15 protein-coding genes are annotated in these 16,281 nt (G+C 75.1%); 5 read left to right on the forward strand and 10 right to left on the reverse strand.

Going from position 1 to position 16,281, the window contains the following annotated elements; all coding sequences use genetic code 11:
• Positions 1–104 precede the first annotated feature (104 nt).
• Complete coding sequence (locus LPU43_RS27795) at positions 105–986, reverse strand: Vgb family protein (RefSeq protein ID WP_229403515.1); 882 nt, start codon at positions 984–986, stop codon at positions 105–107.
• Between the two features lie 182 nt (positions 987–1,168).
• Between LPU43_RS27795 and LPU43_RS27800 the strand changes: the two genes are divergently transcribed.
• Positions 1,169–1,696: a hypothetical protein gene (locus tag LPU43_RS27800; protein WP_229403516.1), complete on the forward strand. Its 528-nt coding sequence runs from the start codon at positions 1,169–1,171 to the stop codon at positions 1,694–1,696.
• Positions 1,697–1,790: 94 nt separating this feature from the next.
• Here the strand turns inward: LPU43_RS27800 and LPU43_RS27805 are convergent, their stop codons facing one another.
• The 5 genes from LPU43_RS27805 to glnA form a co-directional block, all read right to left on the reverse strand.
• Positions 1,791–2,159: a VOC family protein gene (locus LPU43_RS27805; protein WP_229403517.1), complete on the reverse strand. Its 369-nt coding sequence runs from the start codon at positions 2,157–2,159 to the stop codon at positions 1,791–1,793.
• Between the two features lie 32 nt (positions 2,160–2,191).
• Positions 2,192–5,533 carry an NACHT domain-containing protein gene (locus tag LPU43_RS27810; RefSeq protein ID WP_229403518.1) on the reverse strand — a complete coding sequence of 1,114 codons (3,342 nt, stop codon included), beginning with the start codon at positions 5,531–5,533 and terminating at the stop codon, positions 2,192–2,194.
• Between the two features lie 89 nt (positions 5,534–5,622).
• Positions 5,623–6,315: a helix-turn-helix transcriptional regulator gene (locus LPU43_RS27815; RefSeq protein ID WP_229403519.1), complete on the reverse strand. Its 693-nt coding sequence runs from the start codon at positions 6,313–6,315 to the stop codon at positions 5,623–5,625.
• Positions 6,316–6,379: 64 nt separating this feature from the next.
• Positions 6,380–6,805: a DUF350 domain-containing protein gene (locus LPU43_RS27820; protein ID WP_229403569.1), complete on the reverse strand. Its 426-nt coding sequence runs from the start codon at positions 6,803–6,805 to the stop codon at positions 6,380–6,382.
• Positions 6,806–6,897: 92 nt separating this feature from the next.
• Entirely contained in the window at positions 6,898–8,247 is a 1,350-nt protein-coding gene (glnA, locus tag LPU43_RS27825; protein WP_229403520.1) for a type I glutamate--ammonia ligase, read from the reverse strand.
• Between the two features lie 200 nt (positions 8,248–8,447).
• On the opposite strand from glnA, the gene LPU43_RS27830 reads away from it, so the two are divergent.
• Together LPU43_RS27830 and panB are read left to right on the forward strand one after the other, a co-directional pair.
• Complete coding sequence (locus LPU43_RS27830) at positions 8,448–10,208, forward strand: NAD+ synthase (protein ID WP_229403521.1); 1,761 nt, start codon at positions 8,448–8,450, stop codon at positions 10,206–10,208.
• Between the two features lie 198 nt (positions 10,209–10,406).
• Positions 10,407–11,252, forward strand: coding sequence for a 3-methyl-2-oxobutanoate hydroxymethyltransferase (gene panB, locus LPU43_RS27835; RefSeq protein ID WP_229403522.1), 846 nt, complete (start codon positions 10,407–10,409; stop codon positions 11,250–11,252).
• Positions 11,253–11,334: 82 nt separating this feature from the next.
• On the opposite strand, the gene npdG is transcribed toward panB, so the two are convergent.
• From npdG to LPU43_RS27855, 4 genes are all read right to left on the reverse strand, one after another.
• Positions 11,335–12,033, reverse strand: a complete 699-nt coding sequence (gene npdG, locus LPU43_RS27840; RefSeq protein WP_229403523.1) for an NADPH-dependent F420 reductase — start codon at positions 12,031–12,033, stop codon at positions 11,335–11,337.
• Positions 12,034–12,188: 155 nt separating this feature from the next.
• Positions 12,189–13,622: an RNB domain-containing ribonuclease gene (locus tag LPU43_RS27845; RefSeq protein WP_229403524.1), complete on the reverse strand. Its 1,434-nt coding sequence runs from the start codon at positions 13,620–13,622 to the stop codon at positions 12,189–12,191.
• A gap of 215 nt (positions 13,623–13,837) precedes the next feature.
• A complete protein-coding gene (locus LPU43_RS27850; RefSeq protein ID WP_229403525.1) occupies positions 13,838–14,707 on the reverse strand; it encodes a histone in 870 nt (289 codons plus the stop codon).
• Positions 14,708–14,789: 82 nt separating this feature from the next.
• Positions 14,790–14,993 carry a hypothetical protein gene (locus LPU43_RS27855; RefSeq protein ID WP_229403526.1) on the reverse strand — a complete coding sequence of 68 codons (204 nt, stop codon included), beginning with the start codon at positions 14,991–14,993 and terminating at the stop codon, positions 14,790–14,792.
• A 396-nt stretch (positions 14,994–15,389) separates the two neighbouring features.
• Between LPU43_RS27855 and LPU43_RS27860 the strand changes: the two genes are divergently transcribed.
• Both LPU43_RS27860 and LPU43_RS27865 read left to right on the forward strand, forming a co-directional pair.
• Positions 15,390–15,761: a hypothetical protein gene (locus tag LPU43_RS27860; protein ID WP_229403527.1), complete on the forward strand. Its 372-nt coding sequence runs from the start codon at positions 15,390–15,392 to the stop codon at positions 15,759–15,761.
• Positions 15,758–16,246 carry a roadblock/LC7 domain-containing protein gene (locus LPU43_RS27865; RefSeq protein ID WP_229403528.1) on the forward strand — a complete coding sequence of 163 codons (489 nt, stop codon included), beginning with the start codon at positions 15,758–15,760 and terminating at the stop codon, positions 16,244–16,246. The genes LPU43_RS27860 and LPU43_RS27865 overlap by 4 nt, the downstream gene beginning before the upstream one ends.
• Positions 16,247–16,281: the final 35 nt, after the last annotated feature.

The following is a 16,281-nucleotide window of genomic DNA, read 5'->3' on the forward strand; positions in this document are numbered from 1 at the left end:
CCGGGGCCCATCGCGACCGAAACCTCTTGATCACCGGGGACGGCGGGGTGGGCGGCCGGGGGGCAGGAAGGCGGGGGCGGGGAGCGCAGGGAGGTGGGGTGGGGTCAGGGGGTCAGGTGGGCCAGTGCGCCCGATTCCAGGGCTACGTGGATCGTGCCGTCGGGGAGGAGCGCGAGGCCGTGCGGCTCCGCGCCCGGGGTGGGCAGGTCGTAGGTGTCCACGCGGCCGTCGGGGGTGACGTGGCCGATGCGGTTGGCCGCCCACTCGGTGAACCAGCAGCCGCCGGCCGGGTCGGCGACGATCGCGTGTGGCCGGGCGGCCCGGTCGGGCAGCGGGAACTCCTCGACCCGGCCGTCAGGGGTGATCCGGCCGAGCTGGCCGGCGGCGATCTCGACGAACCAGAGCGCCCCGTCGACGCCGAGGGTGATACCGACGGGGCCGGCCGCGTCGGTGGGCAGCTCGTGCAGGGTCACCGCCCCGTCGGGCGTGATCCGGCCGACGGCGTTGCCCTGGTTCAGGGTGAACCACAGCGCGTCGTCCGGCCCCGCCGTGATCATCGACGGGAAGCCGCCGGTCAGCGGCAGCGGGTACGCCGTGACCGTCCCGTCGACGGTGACCCGACCGACGGTGTCGTTGCTCATCCCCGTGTACCAGAGGGCCCCGTCGGGTCCGGCGGCGATGCCGCAGGGCCCGGTGCCGGCCGGCAGCGCCACGGAGGTCGCCGTCCCGTCGGTGGTGATCCGGCCGATCCGGTCATCCCCCGAGCGGGTGAACCAGAGCGCGTCGTCCGGGCCGGTCGTGATGATCAGCGGTCGGCTCGCCGGGTCGCCGGGGTGCACGTCCACCGCCCCCTGGGCGGTGACCCGCGCGATCCCGCCGGTGCCGACCAGGGTCACCCAGAGCGCGCCGTCCGGCCCGGCGGTGATCCCGTACGGCCCGCTGCGCGGGTCGGGCATGGCCGTTTCACGGATGGTGGGCTGCGTCACGGTGGTTCCGCCTCTCCTGATCAACTCGGCCCAGCCTGCGGGGAGACGACGCCCCGGGCAACCGGTTTGCCCGGCGGGAAGCGCGATTTTCAGCTCGCTGACAGGGTCGCCACGGCCCGTACCCAGGTGGGCCGGTCACCGTCGGTGGGTCATCGCATCCGAGCAGAGGTTCTGGAGGACACATGTCCCGCACGATGTCGAAGAAGCACCTGCTGGCCGGCCTCGCGGCGGCGGGCGTGCTCGGCGTGGGGATCGCGGCCCCGGCCGTCGCGTTCGCCGAGGACGCCCCCACCCCGAAGCCGAGCGCCAGCAGCGCCGGGGGCACCGACCGGCAGCAGCAGCGGGCCGACCGGCAGGCCGAGTTCGCCGAGGCGCTGGCGAAGGAGCTGGGCGTCTCCGCCGACAAGGTGACCGACGCCCTGGAGAAGATCCGTGAGCAGCACAAGGCCGACCGGCCGGGGCGCGGCGAGCAGGCCAGGGGCGAGCGGGGCGAGCGTCCGGACGCCGCCGAGCGGCAGGCCGCGCTGAAGGAGCGGCTGGCCCAGGCCGTCAAGGACGGCAAGCTCACCCAGGAGCAGGCCGACGCGATCACCAAGGCCGCCGAGGCGGGCGTCCTCCCCGGCGGCGGCCCGGGTCGCGGCCACGCGGGCCACGGCGGGCACGACGGCCCGGTCGGCGGCGGGTCGGACGGCGAGACCGCCGGCAAGTGACCCACCGCGCGAGCCACGGCGCGCCCAGCGTGTGAACCCCACGCGGCCCCGCCCGGACCACCCGGGCGGGGCCGCACGCTCACGCAGGGGAGATTCAGGAGGCGGGCGGCGTGTACACCCCGAGGCGGCTGCCCGACGGGTCGGCGAGCTGGGCGAAGGTCAGCCCGCTCGGCACGGTGACCGGCGGCACCAACACCGTGCCGCCGGCCGCCTCGGCCCGCCGGCAGGCGTCCGCCACGTTGGCGACCTGGGCGTAGAAGACCGCGTAGTTCGGGGTCGAACCGTCGGAGGCACGGATTGCCCCGCCGATCCCGCGGTCGCCGCCGCCCTCGGTCACCCGGTACGACCGGCCCGGAGCGCCCTGCTCCTCGAACGCCCAGCCGAACAGCTCGGCGTAGAAGCGCTCGGCCTCCTCGGGCCGGTCGGTGCCGATCTCGAACCAGGTGACGGGCGTGCTGGACATGCTTCCTCCTCGTGCCGGCCGCTCGGCCGACGTCAGGTACCAGCCTCACCCGCGCCCGCGACACCGTCCTGTCGGTGTTTCCTGCGGAGCGAAGCCTCGTGCGACAGTTCCACAAGCCGTCGTACGAAGTCGGGTCGGTGGCCCTTGTACCGGGCCGCCAGCTCGATCGCCAGCCCGGGCTTCAGCAACCGACCGAGACCGACCTCGTGGAGGCGCACGATCACATCGGTGACGACATCGTCATCCAGCCAGGCCCAGGGTGCGGTGCTCAGCGCGAGATAGGCGTCGGCCACTGCCTCGCCGATCCTCCGGTCAGCGGCCGGGTCCGCCCCCAGCGACCGCTGCGCGCACCGGAGCAGCGCGGTGGACACCTCGGCCTGCTTCAGGAGGATCGGGCCGCGGCAGCGGGACAGCACGTCGGCCACCACGTCGGGGGTGACCTCGCGGTCCGTCGCCAGCCGGTCGAGCAGCAGCCGCAGGAAGGCGGCCCGGTCCCAGTCGTCGACCAGGTGCCCCCCAGTCAGCGCCAGCCGGACACCACGCAGGTAGACGGTCCGCCGCTCCTGCTGGGTCGCGGGGCGCAGCGGCAGGAGCCAGGCGTCGACCAACGCGCGGGCGACCGAGGTGGCGACGCCGAGCCCCGCGTCGGGAAATGCGGCGAATGCCGTGGGCAGCTTGTCAAACATCGGCTCCAGGGCGTGCACCACGAAGGCGGCGTCCAGGTCGCAGGTCAGGTGGGTGGTGCGGCGCAGCCGCATGAGTCCCTCGCGCGGCAGCGCGTACGAGACTCCCTCGCGCACGCCCAGCGTCCACGACACGTCCAGCTCCGGCGGGAAGGCCAGATGGCCGTCGGCCCAGACCCGGACGTCCCGGCTGGTGCCGTCGCCCAAGCGTTCCAGCGCCAGCAGGTCGCTCAGGCTCTCCCACTCCTCGGCGTCAAGCTGCGCGCGCCACAGCCCCACCTGGGCCCGCCACGCTTCGACGGGCGTGGTCGCCTCCGGGAACAGCTCCCGCCCGGTCACCGCGTCGGCGGCGGCCAGGGTGAGCAGCAGCAGGTTCGCCGCGTACGCGGCGTGGCGGGCGGGCATCGTCAGCCGCCGGGGGCGGTAGTCGTCGTACCGGCGGGTGCCGGCGGCGTACGGGGCGGCGTGGAACAGCCGCAGCAGCAGGTCCGCCCAGGCGCGGCGGTGCGCCTCGTCCCGTCCGGCCAGCCGCTCGGCGAGGAAGGCGAAGACGGTGGCCCGGGTGGTGAGCACGGCGTACGACAGCAGGGCGTGCAGCAGGTCGTCGGAGACCGGCTCGCCGCCCCAGGACAGCCCGGCGGCGGCGTCGCGGGCCACCAGGTCGTCCACCACCTGCGCGGCGAGCCGGGCGACGAGGTACTCGCCGAAGGTGGCGTGCAGGAACTCGTACGTCTCGCGGTGGCGCTCGTCGTCGTGGGCGCGGGAGCGGTGGACGAAGAAGAAGCGACCCAGCACCACCTCGGCCGCCGCCAGCGGCGCGCGCAGCCCGGCCCGCTCCCCCGGCCCCGTACCGCCGAACGGCAGCGCCACCAGGTCGGCGTCCAGCTCCGTCGAGGTGACCCACTGCGCGCGGCGGTTGAACATGGCGAAGGCGACCACGGCCAGCCGACGCAGCTCCGCCTCGACGGCCCGGTCCAGCTCCGGCTCGGGCAGGCCGGTGTGCTGCTTGACCACCTCCCGGCGGGCGAAGCGGCGCAGCAGCCGCTCGTACAGCTCGCCCCGGCGCAGCTTCCCGGCCCGGCTCAGCTCGTTGCCCTCGGCGTCGTAGAGGGCCAGCATCAGCAGCAGCAGCGGCTGCTCGGCCAGCTCCCGGTGCTCCAGCGCCGTGCCCCGGCCCAGCGGGCGCACGCCCCGCGCCCGGAACCCGGTGGCATTGACCCGGTTCCAGGTATCCAGCCACGCCCCGACCCGCGCGTCGTCGAAGGGCTCCAGCCGCAGCGCCACCGTGCCGGGCGGCGGCTGCGCCCGGTCGGCCACGCTGGTGCGGCTGGTGACCAGCACCGCCACCGGCCGCCCCTGGTCGGCCTCGCGGCGCTGGAACGCCGCCACCCGGCGCAGGTAGTCGGTCTGGCTGACCCCGGTGGCCTGGAGCAGTTCGTCGAAGCCGTCGAGCAGCACCACGGGCAGCGCGTCGCCGGCCGAGCGGGCCAACGCCGGCCAGTCGAGCCGCTCGCCGGTGGCGTCGCGGACCGCCTGCTCGATCTGGTCCTGGAGCTCGCCGGCCGCGTACACGTCGCGCAGCACGACCCGGACCACCAGGAAGTCCGCCGCCGGCAGCCGGGCGGCGACGACCTTGGTTAGCACGGACTTGCCGGAGCCCGGCTGCCCGAGCACCAGCAGCGGCGCCCGGGTCGCGCCGGGCGAGGTGAGGTGCACGACGAGGGACTGCCACAGGTCGTCGCGCACCGCCTGGTCGCCCCACCACGTCTCGTCGGCGGGGCGCGTCGTCGGGCCCAGCTCCGCGATCCGGCACAGCGGCGGGACGTACGCCTCACCGAGCGTCGGCACGGTCAGCCCCGCCGGCACGTCCCCGGAGGCGATCACGGGCCGGCGCAGCTCGGCGGCGTACGCGGCGGCGAGCCCGGCTCGCCGCTCGTCCGGGGCCCGGCCGGTGGAGATCTCCGACAGGGCCCGGTGCAGGTCGGCCAGCCCGACGGAGAGGCGGCGGACCTCCTTCCGGGTCGCCTCGTGCTCGTCCAGGTCGAGCCAGAGGGCCGCCTCGGGGAAGTCGACGGCGAGCCGGGTCAGCAGGTCGCGGTGCCGGTCGACGGCTGCGGGCGGCAGGTCGCGCAGCGCCGCCTCGGCGCGAGCCCAGCGCGTCTCGTCGAGGCGGTCGGCGACGGCGAGGCCCCGGAAGAAGCCGACGACGCGGTCGGCCAGCCCGGCGTAGTAGGCGGCGAGCGCGGCGCGCAGCTCGGGGTAGGGCCGCTGCGGGCCGGGCACCGGGGCGGCCGTGGCGAACAGCGCGGCGACGAGGTCGCCCCCGGGGGTGCCCCCGGCCAGCGTCAACTGCTCCTCCCGGGTGGGCCCGGAGTCGCCGAGGCCGGACGGGGCCCGCTCGTTGAGGATCTCGAAGAACGCGGTCACCGCGAGCACCGCGTGCGCCGCCTCCAGCCGCCGCGACCGCCCGTACCGGGACAGGCCGGAGCGCTTCTCCGCCGCGCCGCGCATCAGCTCGTGGCCGAGGCGGACGAACTCCGCCTTGGCGTCGAAGATGCCCAGCAGCGCCGGCACCGGCACCGAGGCGGCCAGCAGCGCGCCCCCGGTCAGCCGGTCGAACCAGGTGACCAGTGTGCTGTCCTGCCCGCCGAGCAGGCGGACGGCGTCGGCGTAGCTGAGCGTGTCGGGCACGGTCTTCCTTCCGGGGGGACGGCGGATCCGCCAGGCTCCCGCGGACGCGGCCGGAGCGCTGTCGGGTTTCGGACCGGGCTCAGCGCCGCTCAGACCAGGCTCAGCGCGCGGACCCGCTCGGGCGGGATGTCGAGGTCGTCGGGGACCAGATCCCGGGTCACCGGCTGCGGCAGCGCGGCCACCGAGGCGATCCGGTCGACCCGGAACGCCCGCAGGCCGTCGCGCAGCCGGCACCAGGCCAGCAGGTACCAGTGCCAGGGGTTGCCGAGGAAGCCCAGCGGCTCGACGACCCGCTCCGTGGCGGCGCCCGCGCGGTCGGCGTACCCGATGCGCAGCGCCCGGCGGGCGGTGACCGCGTCGGCGACGGCGGCTGGGACGGGCGCGGCCGGCCCGTCGCCGACCAGGTACACCCGGCCGGCGAGTCGGCGCGCCTCGGCGGCGTCGGCCGGCGGCATGACCGCGAGCAGCTTGCGCAGCGCCGTGGCCCCCGCCTCGGCGAACGGGCCGCCGCCGAGGCGGTGCAGCGCCACGGCCATCGCCACCGCCTCGGCGGCGGTGAGGTTGAGCGGCGGCAGGGTGTGCGCGCGGTCGACGACGTAGCCGCCGAGGCGGCCCGGCTCGGCCCAGATCGGCACCCCGGCCTGCTGCAACGCGCCGATGTCCCGCTCGATCGTGCGGGAGCTGACCTCGAAGCGGTGGGCCAGCCAGCGGGCGCTGCGCGGCCGGGGCGAGGCGGCGCGCAGCTCCTCCACCAGGGCGTAGAGGCGGTCCGTCCGGTTCACCCGCGCAGGCTAGCCGGAGGGTACGACGGGCCGGGGCCGGTCGGGCCCTGACGACGGGCCGGGGTCAGGCGATGCAGGCGCAGACGATCAGCGCGGCCCCGAAGTGGGTGGCGGCGCTGACCCGGGCGGCCGGGTGCGGCTCGTCCGCGCAGATGACCTCGCCGAGGCGGCCCGGGGTGAGCAGGTCCAGCACGAAGAAGGCCAGCGCCATCACCAGCAGGCCGATCAGCCCGAAGATGACCGTGGAGGCCAGCCCCTTGGCGAAGTCGTGGTAGCTGGTCAGGATCGCGGTGAACACGATGCCGGCGACGCCGAGCTGGTTCGCGGCCAGCAGCAGCCCCGCGTTGGGGTTGCGCCGCACCCAGATCAGATCGCGCAGCCGGCCGGGGGTGAGCAGGTCGACCAGGCCGAAGCCGGCCGCCATCAGCCCCACCCCGACGACCCCGAACAGCATGCTCCGCCCGGCTCCATTGAGCAGGTCCTCCAGCACCGACGTCCTCCCGATCACCCGCCGCGCCCGGCGGGGGTGCCGGCGCGGTGATCGAGACGATAGCGGCCCGCCGCAACGGGCCGACGGCGGTCCTACAGGGAGAGGTAGCGCTGCCGCTCGTAGGGGGTGACCTCGCGGCGGTACTGCTCCCACTCGGCCCGCTTGTTGCGCAGAAAGAAGTCGAAGACGTGCTCGCCGAGCACCTCGGCGACCAGCTCGGAGCCGGCCATCACGTCGATCGCCTCGGACAGGTTCTCCGGCAGCGCCTCGTACCCCATGGCGCGGCGCTCGGCGCTGCTCAGCGACCAGACGTCGTCCTCGGCGCCCGGAGGCAGCTCGTACCCCTCCTCGATGCCCTTGAGACCGGCCCCGAGCAGCACCGCGAAGGCCAGGTAGGGGTTGGTCGCCGAGTCCAGCGAGCGGACCTCCACCCGGGCCGAGTTCGGCTTGCCGTACGCGGGGACGCGGACCAGCGCCGAGCGGTTCAGGTGCCCCCAGCAGACGTACGCCGGGCTCTCGGTGATCCGGTCCGGCAGCGCCTGCGGGAAGAGCCGCTTGTACGAGTTGACCCACTGGTTGGTGACCGCCGTGTACTCCCGGGCGTGCGTGAGCAGCCCGGCGATGAACGACTTCGCCACCTTCGACAACTTCATCGGGTCGCCGGCGTCGTGGAACGCGTTGCGCTCCCCCTCGAACAGCGACAGGTGGGTGTGCATCCCGCTGCCCGGCTGGTCGGTGAACGGCTTCGGCATGAAGCTGGCCTGCACGCCGGTGGAGAGGGCCACCTCCTTCACCACGTGCCGGAACGTCATGATGTTGTCGGCGGTGGTGAGCGCGTCGGCGTACCGCAGGTCGATCTCCTGCTGGCCGGGGGCGACCTCGTGGTGGCTGTACTCCACCGAGATGCCGATGCGCTCCAGGGAGAGCACGGCCTGGCGGCGGAAGTCCCGCGCCACCGCGTGCGTGGTGTGCTCGAAGTAGCCGCCCGTGTCGACCGGGACGGGCACCGAGCCGTCCTGGGGGCCGTTCTCCAGCAGGAAGAACTCGATCTCCGGGTGGGTGTAGAAGGTGAAGCCCTTCTCGGCGGCCTTGGAGAGCATCCGGCGCAGCACGTGCCGGGGGTCGGCCCAGGACGGGCCGCCGTCGGGCAGCAGGATGTCGCAGAACATCCGGGCGCTCTCGCCGCTGGCCCCGCCCTCGAAGGGGAACACCTGGAAGGTGGTCGGGTCGGGCACGGCCACCATGTCGGACTCGAAGACCCGGGCGAAGCCCTCGATCGCCGAGCCGTCGAAGCCGATGCCCTCGTCGAAGGCGGCCTCCAGCTCGGCGGGCGCGACCGAGACGCTCTTGAGCGTGCCCAGCACGTCGGTGAACCACAGCCGGACGAACCGGATGTCCCGCTCTTCCAGCGTACGGAGGACGAACTCCTGCTGACGGTCCACTTCCACCCCTCGCGACACTGTTGCCCGCCACCGGCCGGGCCCGACCGCCCATGCTCCACCGGCTCCTTCCCGCAGACGTTACGCGACCTCCGGGGAGCCGTCCTGTCCTGTCCCGTCACCTGGGGCCGTCGGCGGGGCCCGGGGGCCGGCTCTGCCGACGCCCGCGTGTCTGGGCCGGCCGGCTGGGGCAAGATGAGGCCATGCCCACCCTGCGTCTCGCTCTGTCCCAGGTCAATCCGACCGTCGGCGACCTCGCCGGCAACGCGGACCTGGTCCGCCGGTGGACCCGCACGGCCGCCGACGCCGGCGCCCAGCTCGTCCTGTTCCCGGAGATGGTGCTGACCGGGTACCCGGTCGAGGACCTGGTCTTCCGCCGCTCCTTCGTCGCCGCGTCGCAGGCCGCGCTGCGCCACCTCGCCGCAGACCTGGCCGCCGACGGGCTGGGCGAGCTGCCGGTGGTGGTCGGCTACCTGGACGCCGACGGCCCGCCGCAGGTCAGCTCCGACGCCGAGCCGGGCCGGGGCGCGCGCAACGCCGCCGCGCTGCTGCACCGCGGCGAGGTGGTGGCCACCTACTTCAAGCACCACCTGCCGAACTACGGGGTGTTCGACGAGGACCGCTACTTCGTGCCCGGCGACGCGCTGACCGTGGTCCGCGTCGGCGGGGTGGACGTCGCGCTGACCATCTGCGAGGACCTGTGGCAGGCCGGGGGCCCGTTCGCGGTGGCGCGGCAGGCGGGCGTCGGGCTGGTGGTCACCCTCAACGGCTCGCCGTACGAGCTGAACAAGGACGACATCCGGCTGCCGCTGGTGCGCCGCCGGGCCGCCGAGGCCGGGGCCTGCGTCGCGTACGTGAACATGGTCGGCGGCCAGGACGAGCTGGTCTTCGAGGGCGACTCGATGATCGTGGCGGCGGACGGCGCGCTGCTGGCCCGCGCCCCGCAGTTCGTCGAGCACCTGCTCGTGCACGACGTGGAGCTGCCCCCGGCGGCGCAGCCGACGGGCGGGGGCGGGCAGCCGGCCGACGGGATGCGGATCGTCCGCACCGAGGTCGCCGACGTCCCGCCGACGGCGGGCGGCGAGGCGGCGGTCGGCGGGATCATGGAGCCGGTGGCCGACGAGGCGGAGGTGTGGCAGGCGCTGGTGCTCGGCCTGCGCGACTACGTCAACAAGAACCGGTTCCCGTCGGTGGTGCTCGGGCTCTCCGGCGGCATCGACTCGGCGGTGGTGGCCGCCATCGCGGTCGACGCGCTCGGCCCGGACCGGGTGGTCGGGGTGTCGCTGCCCAGCCAGCACTCCTCGGAGCACTCCCGCGCCGACGCGGAGGACCTGGCCAAGCGCACGGGGCTGGACTACCGGGTCGAGCCGATCCAGCCGATGGTCGACACGTTCCTGGCCAACATGTCGCTCTCCGGCGTCTCGGTGGAGAACCTCCAGGCCCGGGTGCGCGGGGTGATCCTGATGGCCCTGTCGAACCAGGAGGGCCACCTCGTCCTCACCACCGGCAACAAGAGCGAGCTGGCGGTCGGCTACTCGACCCTCTACGGCGACTCGGTCGGCGGCTTCAACCCGGTCAAGGACGTGTGGAAGACGCTGGTCTGGCGGCTGGCGAAGTGGCGCAACGCCGACGCGACCCGCCGGGGCGAGACCCCGCCGATCCCGGAGAACTCGATCGGCAAGCCGCCGAGCGCCGAGCTGAGCCCCGGCCAGCTCGACAGCGACACGCTGCCCGACTACGACGTGCTCGACCCGATCCTGATCGGGTACGTCGACGGCGACCTCGGCCGCGCCGGCCTGGTCGAGTCCGGCCACGACCCGGCGGTCGTCGACAAGGTGCTGCGCATGGTGGACACCGCCGAGTACAAGCGGCGGCAGTCCGCCCCGGGCACGAAGATCTCGATGAAGGCGTTCGGGCGGGACCGGCGGCTGCCGATCACCAACCGCTGGCGCGAGGACGGCTGACCCGCTGTCGCCGGCCGCGCGAGGCCCGTCCCCGCGCGGCCGGCGGTGGGCCGGACTGCCCGCGCGGCCCACGGTGGGCCGGGCTCCCCCGCCGGGAGTGAAATCCTGCACTGCTGTCTCCCTCCGGCCGTCGCGCGGTGCGACGATCGCGGCAGAGCCCGGGGACCGCGCACGCGGCCTCGAGGAAAGGAGACAGTCATGGTGGAGTCCACCCCGACCGAGGTGACCGCCCTCTACGGCGGCCCGGCCACCCGGCGGGTCCGCGCCCGCGACCTGCTCGCCGCCAAGGAGCGCGGCGAGCGGTGGTCGATGCTCACCTCGTACGACCAGTACACCGCGTCGATCTTCGACGCCGCCGGCATCCCGGCGCTGCTGGTCGGCGACTCGGCGGCGAACAACGTCTTCGGCTACGAGACCACGCTCCCGGTGACCGTGGACGAGCTGCTGCCGCTGGTCCGCGCGGTCGTGCGGGCGACCCGGCAGACGCTGGTCGTCGGCGACCTGCCGTTCGGCTCGTACGAGGAGGGGCCGACGCAGGCGCTGCGCACCGCCGTGCGGTTCATGAAGGAGGGCGGCTGCCACGCGGTGAAGCTGGAGGGCGGGCGGCGCTGCGCCGCGCAGATCGCGGCGATCGTCGGGGCGGGCATCCCGGTGATGGCGCACATCGGCTTCACCCCGCAGCGCGAGCACACCCTCGGCGGGTACCGGGTGCAGGGGCGGGGCGAGACGGCCGACGAGGTGCTCGCCGACGCCCGGGCGGTGGCCGAGGCGGGCGCGTTCGCGGTGGTGCTGGAGATGGTGCCGGGCGAGGTGGCCAAGCGGGTCACCACGGAGCTGCCGATCCCGACCGTCGGCATCGGCGCCGGCCCGGACACCGACGCGCAGGTGCTGGTCTGGCAGGACATGGCCGGTTTGCGGACCGGGAAGGCCCCGCGCTTCGTGAAGCGCTACGCCGACCTGGCCGGCGCGCTGACCGAGGCCACCCGCCGTTTCGCCGACGAGGTCCGCGGCGGCGAGTTCCCCGCCCCGGAACACACTTTCTGAGGTGTAAGGAAGGGCCCCCTGTTAACGCATTCTGTAGAGCAGGGGGCCCCTTCTAACACGCCTCCGGCCGGGGGCGGTTCCGTCAGAGGTCCGTGACGCGGACGCCGGCGTGCGCCCGGTAGCGCTTGTTGATGGCGATCAGGTTGGCGGTGAACGCCTCGATCTGGTGGGCGTTGCGCAGCCGGCCCGCGTAGACACCGCGCATGCCGGGGATGCGCGCGGCCAGCGCGCCCACGATGTCCACCAGCTCGCGGTCCTCGGTGCAGATCAGCACGTCGAGGTCGATCCGGTCGACCTCCGGGTCGGCCAGCAGCGGGGCGCTGACGTGGTTGAACGCGGCGCACACCCGGGAGTCGGGCAGCAGCCCGGCGGCCTGCTGCACGGCGCTGCCCTCGGCGACCGGGAGCGCGTACGGGCCCTGCTTGTCGAAGCCGAGCGGGTTCACGCAGTCGACGACGATCTTGCCGGCGAGCGGCTCCGCCAGGGCGGCGACGGTGGCGGCGTGCCCGTCCCACGGCACCGCGACGATCACCACGTCGCTGCGGCGGGCCACCTCGTCGTTGCCGGCCCCGCCGACCGTCGCGCCGGCCGGCAACCCGGGCAGCGCCGCGATCTCCCCGGCGGCCTCGGCGGCCCGCTCGGCGGAGCGGGAGCCGATCAGCACGGCCTGCCCGGCCCGGGCGAACCGGTAGGCCAGCCCCCGTCCCTGGTCGCCCGTGCCGCCGATGATGCCGACGGTCAGCCCGGACACGTCGGGCAGGGTGCTCGCGTCGTATGCCATGGGCTCATCCTCGCAAACCGCGCGGCGCCCCGGCCCCGCCGACCGCTGTGACGATCCCCGCCTGCGACGACGGCCGGGCCACCCCACGGCGCAGTCGGCGGGGTCGACGCGCCCCGAGACGACACGGCCGGGGCGGTCGGGCGAAGGGCGGTCGGTCAGGCCAGCGCGAAGACGACCTTGCGGGTGGTCGGGTCGGCGGTGACCAGCCGGACCCGGACCCGCTCCCCCAGCGGCAGCTCGCCGGTGCAGCGGGCCCGCACCGGCGGGGCGTCGAGCGCCACCGTCCCGCCGGGCTGCCGCCCCGGCTTCGGCTGGCCGTTCGGCGGGGCGTCCACGTCGAGGACCGCCGCGTCGAAGGTCTCGCCGACCCGGCCCGCCAGCAGCACCGCCTCGGCCAGCTCGACGGCACCCCGGGTGGCCGCGCCGGCCGTCCGGTCGGTGGCGGCCATCACCTCCGGCAGCTTCGGCAGCGCCGCCCGCGCCCAGTCGGGCACCGGGCGGCCGGCGTGCAGCGCCAGGCAGACCTCCGTCGCGTACCGGTCGGCCAGCCGGCGCAGCGGGGCCGTGACATGGGCGTACGCCGCCCCGACCCCGCCGTGCAGCGGCTGCTCGGGCGCCGCGCCGTCGAAGGCGGTGTACGCGGCCCCGCGCATCAGCTCGGCCGCCTGGTCGACGAACGCGGCGGCCCGGGGCTCGGAGGCGTCCAGCCCGGCGAGCACCTCGCCCACGCCCACCCCGTCCGGCCAGCGCACGCCCAGCGGGGCGGCGGCGGTGCGCAGCCGGGCCACCACCTCCGGCTTCGGCGGCGGCATGGTGCGCAGCAGCCCCACGCCGCCGGCCAGCATCATGTCGGCGGCGGCCATCCCGGTGAGCAGGCTGATCTGGGCGTTGTGGTCCTCCATCGGCGCCGGCCCGCGCAGCACCAGCCGCCAGCCGTCGCCGTCCGGTTCGACGTCCTGCTCGGGCAGCGGCAGGTTGACCGCGCCGCGACGCAGGCCGCGCGCGGTGAGCAGGGCGCCGATCTCGGGGAGCAGGGCGATCGGCTCGGGCAATCGGCCGGCGTCGGCGTCGGCCTGGACGCCGACGTAGTCCAGCTTGGCGCGGCTGCGGACCAGGGCGCGTTCCAGCGCGACGCCGACCGTGCCGCCGTCGGCGTCCAGGTCGATCGTCCACACCACGGCCGCCCGGTCGGCGTCCGGCAGCAGGCTCGCCGCGCCCTCGCTGAGCGTGTGCGGGTGCAGGGGCACGTTGCCGTCGGGCAGGTACACCGTCTGCCCGCGCCGCCAGGTCTCCGCCTCCAGCGCGCCGCCGGGGCGGACGTGGGCGGCGACGTCCGCGATGGCGTACCGGACCCGGAAGCCGCCACCGGGACGGCGGGCGAGGTGCATCGCCTGGTCGAGGTCCCGCGAGGCGGTCGGGTCGACGGTGACGAACGGGACGTCGGTGCGGTCGGCGGCGGGCCGGGGCGGCGCGGCGGCGGCCTCCTCGGCCTCGCTGAGCGCCGCCGGCGGGAACTCCTCGGGCAGTCCCAGCTCGCGGCGCAGTGCGCCGAAGTCGATGCGGGGCGCCAGTACGCGTCGGATGACCACGGGGTCAATCCTGACAGCGCGGCCGGTGATCCGCTTCCCGGCGCGGCGTCGGTGCCGGGCCGCCGAGAAGCAGGCCGGGTCGGACCGTGGTCGGCCGGGCGGCCGGACGGGCGTCGCAGGGGCGGGTCGGACCGTGGTCCGCCGGGCGCGCGGTCGTCGCGGGGCGGGTCGGACGGTGGCCCGTCGGGCGGCGGTCGTACGGCCGGGGGTCGGGGTCAGCCCGTGGCCCGCCGGGCGGTCGTACGGGCGTCGCGGGGCGCGGTGGCCCGGGCCGCCGCCGGGCGGGCGGGGGCCTTACGCGCGGTCGCCTTCCGGGCGGCGGTGGTCTTCTTCGCGGCGGGGGCCTTCTTCGCCGCCGCGCGGGTGGCGGTCGACGAGGCGGCGGTGGTCTTCTTCGCCGGGGCCTTCGTCGCTGCGGCCTTGCGGGCGCCGCCGGTGGGGCGGGTCGGACCGGCCTTCTTGACGCCGGCCTTCTTCGCCGCGGTCGTCTTCTTCGCCGCGCTGGTCGTCTTCCTCGCCGCCGACGCGCCGGTCTTCTTCGCCGCCTCGCCGGTTCTCTTGACCGTGGCGGTGCTCCGACGTGCGGCGGAGGTCGCCTTGCCGGCCGCGCCGGACGCCTTGGCGGGCGCCTTCTTCGCGGTACTCCTCGCGGCGGCGGTGCTCCTCGCGGCAGCCGTCTTCTTCGCCACGGCCCTCTTCGCCGCCGCCTTCTTCGCCGCCGGAGCCTTCCTCGCGGGAGCCTTTGCCGCCGTGGTCTTCTTCGCCGTCGGGGCCTTCGCCTCCGCCTTCCTCGCGGGAGCCTTCGTCGCCGTGGTCTCCGTCGCCGGGGCCTTCCTGCCGACCGGAGACTTCGTCGCCGCCGCCTTCGTGGCCGCGGTCTTCTTCGCCACGGCCCTCTTCGCCGGCACCCGCCCGGCACCGGCACCGGAGGCGTTCGGCGACGCCTTCGTCACGGTGGACGCCCGGCCCGCCGGGGCCGTGGTGCCGGAGCGGCGCGCGCCCGGGGCCCGCTCGGCCGCTGCCGTCTTCTTCACGGTCGTACGTCTGTCGGCGGGGCGGGGGGTGGCCTTCTGCGCCTCGGCCATCTCGGTTCCCTCCTTGGGGACACGGCTCGCGTGCCTCCTGTCGGGGCACGGAGCTCCTCGGCGCGGGCCGTCCCGCGCCGCCTTACCTGTCCTCCCCGGCCCAACGGGCGTCCTCGGCCTCCCACGCGTCGTTACGCTCCCGCACCCGTTGCAGGGCGTTCTCCGCGTCGGCCGCCGTGGCGTACGGCCCGAGAACGTGCCGCGCCGGGCAGACGTCGCCGTCGGTCTCGACCCGGTGGTGCCGGGTGCACCAGTAGTAGTGCCCACCACGTCCGCTGTCGCTCATGGGATCACTGTGCACCGCGAACCGCCCGGCCGCCACCGGATCACGCAAACGGTCACCGATGTCTTCCACAGTAGACGCGCTGGCCGGCGGCCGGGCCGAAACGACGAAATGGGCCGGTCCCGCTCGACGGCGAAGGGCCGGGCGCCGGCGGCGGGCGGAGCGCGGCGGGACATAGCAGCTCGGGGCGGCGCGGGCCATCCACCGCCGGGTCCCCGCTACGGGACCGGCGGGCGTCGTGTTCCCTCCGCTCAGGCCGATGCGATCGTCCCCAGGTGCGCCTCCGGTGTCCCGTGTGCGAGCCTCGTCGCAACATTCTCCACCGGGTGGCGCCACCCGGCACCGCTGGTGACCGCCCGCAGGCCGGTGGCGTCGCCCGTCCGACCCGAGGGATCACTTGTGGCGAACCTTGATGTCGCGCTCAAGAGCGCGATGGCGATCGACGGGGCGGTCGGCGCCGCGCTGGTCGACTACAACAGCGGAATGACACTCGGCGTGGCCGGCGGGACAGGCGAGATCGATCTGACCGTCGCCGCCGCCGGCAACACCGACGTGGTACGCGCCAAGATGCGCACGATCGAGATGCTGAAACTCGACGACGAGATCGAGGACATCCTGATCACCCTCGGCACCCAGTACCACCTGATCCGACCGGTGACCAGCCGGACCGGCAAGGGTCTCTTCCTCTACCTGATGCTGGGCAAGACCCGGGCCAACCTGGCGATGGCCCGCCACCAGCTCCGCGTCATCGAGGAGAACCTGGAGCTGTGAGCACGGCCGACAGCACCGGAACAGTCCTGCCCCGCCGCGCCGCCCGGCAGCCCGACGAGCTGCCGCCGCCCCGGTCGTTCCCGCCGTCGCTGGCCGGCGACCCGTCGCTGCCGTACGCGGCGATCAGGCAGGAGCTGGCGGACCTGCGGTTGCAGATCCCCGGCCTGCTGGGCTGCGTCCTCGGCGGCGTGGACGGCCTGCTCATCACGCACAACCTGCAGACCGACGTCGACCCCGACGACCTGGCGGCGCTCGCCGCGACCACCTACGGCCTGGGTCGGCAGGTCGGGCTCCGGCTGGGCCAGGGCGGCTTCCAGCAGTCGACCGTCCGCAACGAGGACGGCTACCTCAGCGTGTACGCGGTCAGCGCGCGGGCACTGCTCGCCGTGGTCGGGCAGGACAGCATCAACGTGGCCCGGCTGCACCTGCACGCCCCGCCGGTGGCGCAACGCCTCGCCGTCCTGCTGAGCCCGGGCCGCCTCTGAGCGGGCCCACCCCCGCCGGCGGCGACCCCGGCCAC

Source organism: Micromonospora okii (assembly GCF_020884795.1).
Classification (GTDB): Bacteria; Actinomycetota; Actinomycetes; order Mycobacteriales; family Micromonosporaceae; genus Micromonospora; species Micromonospora okii.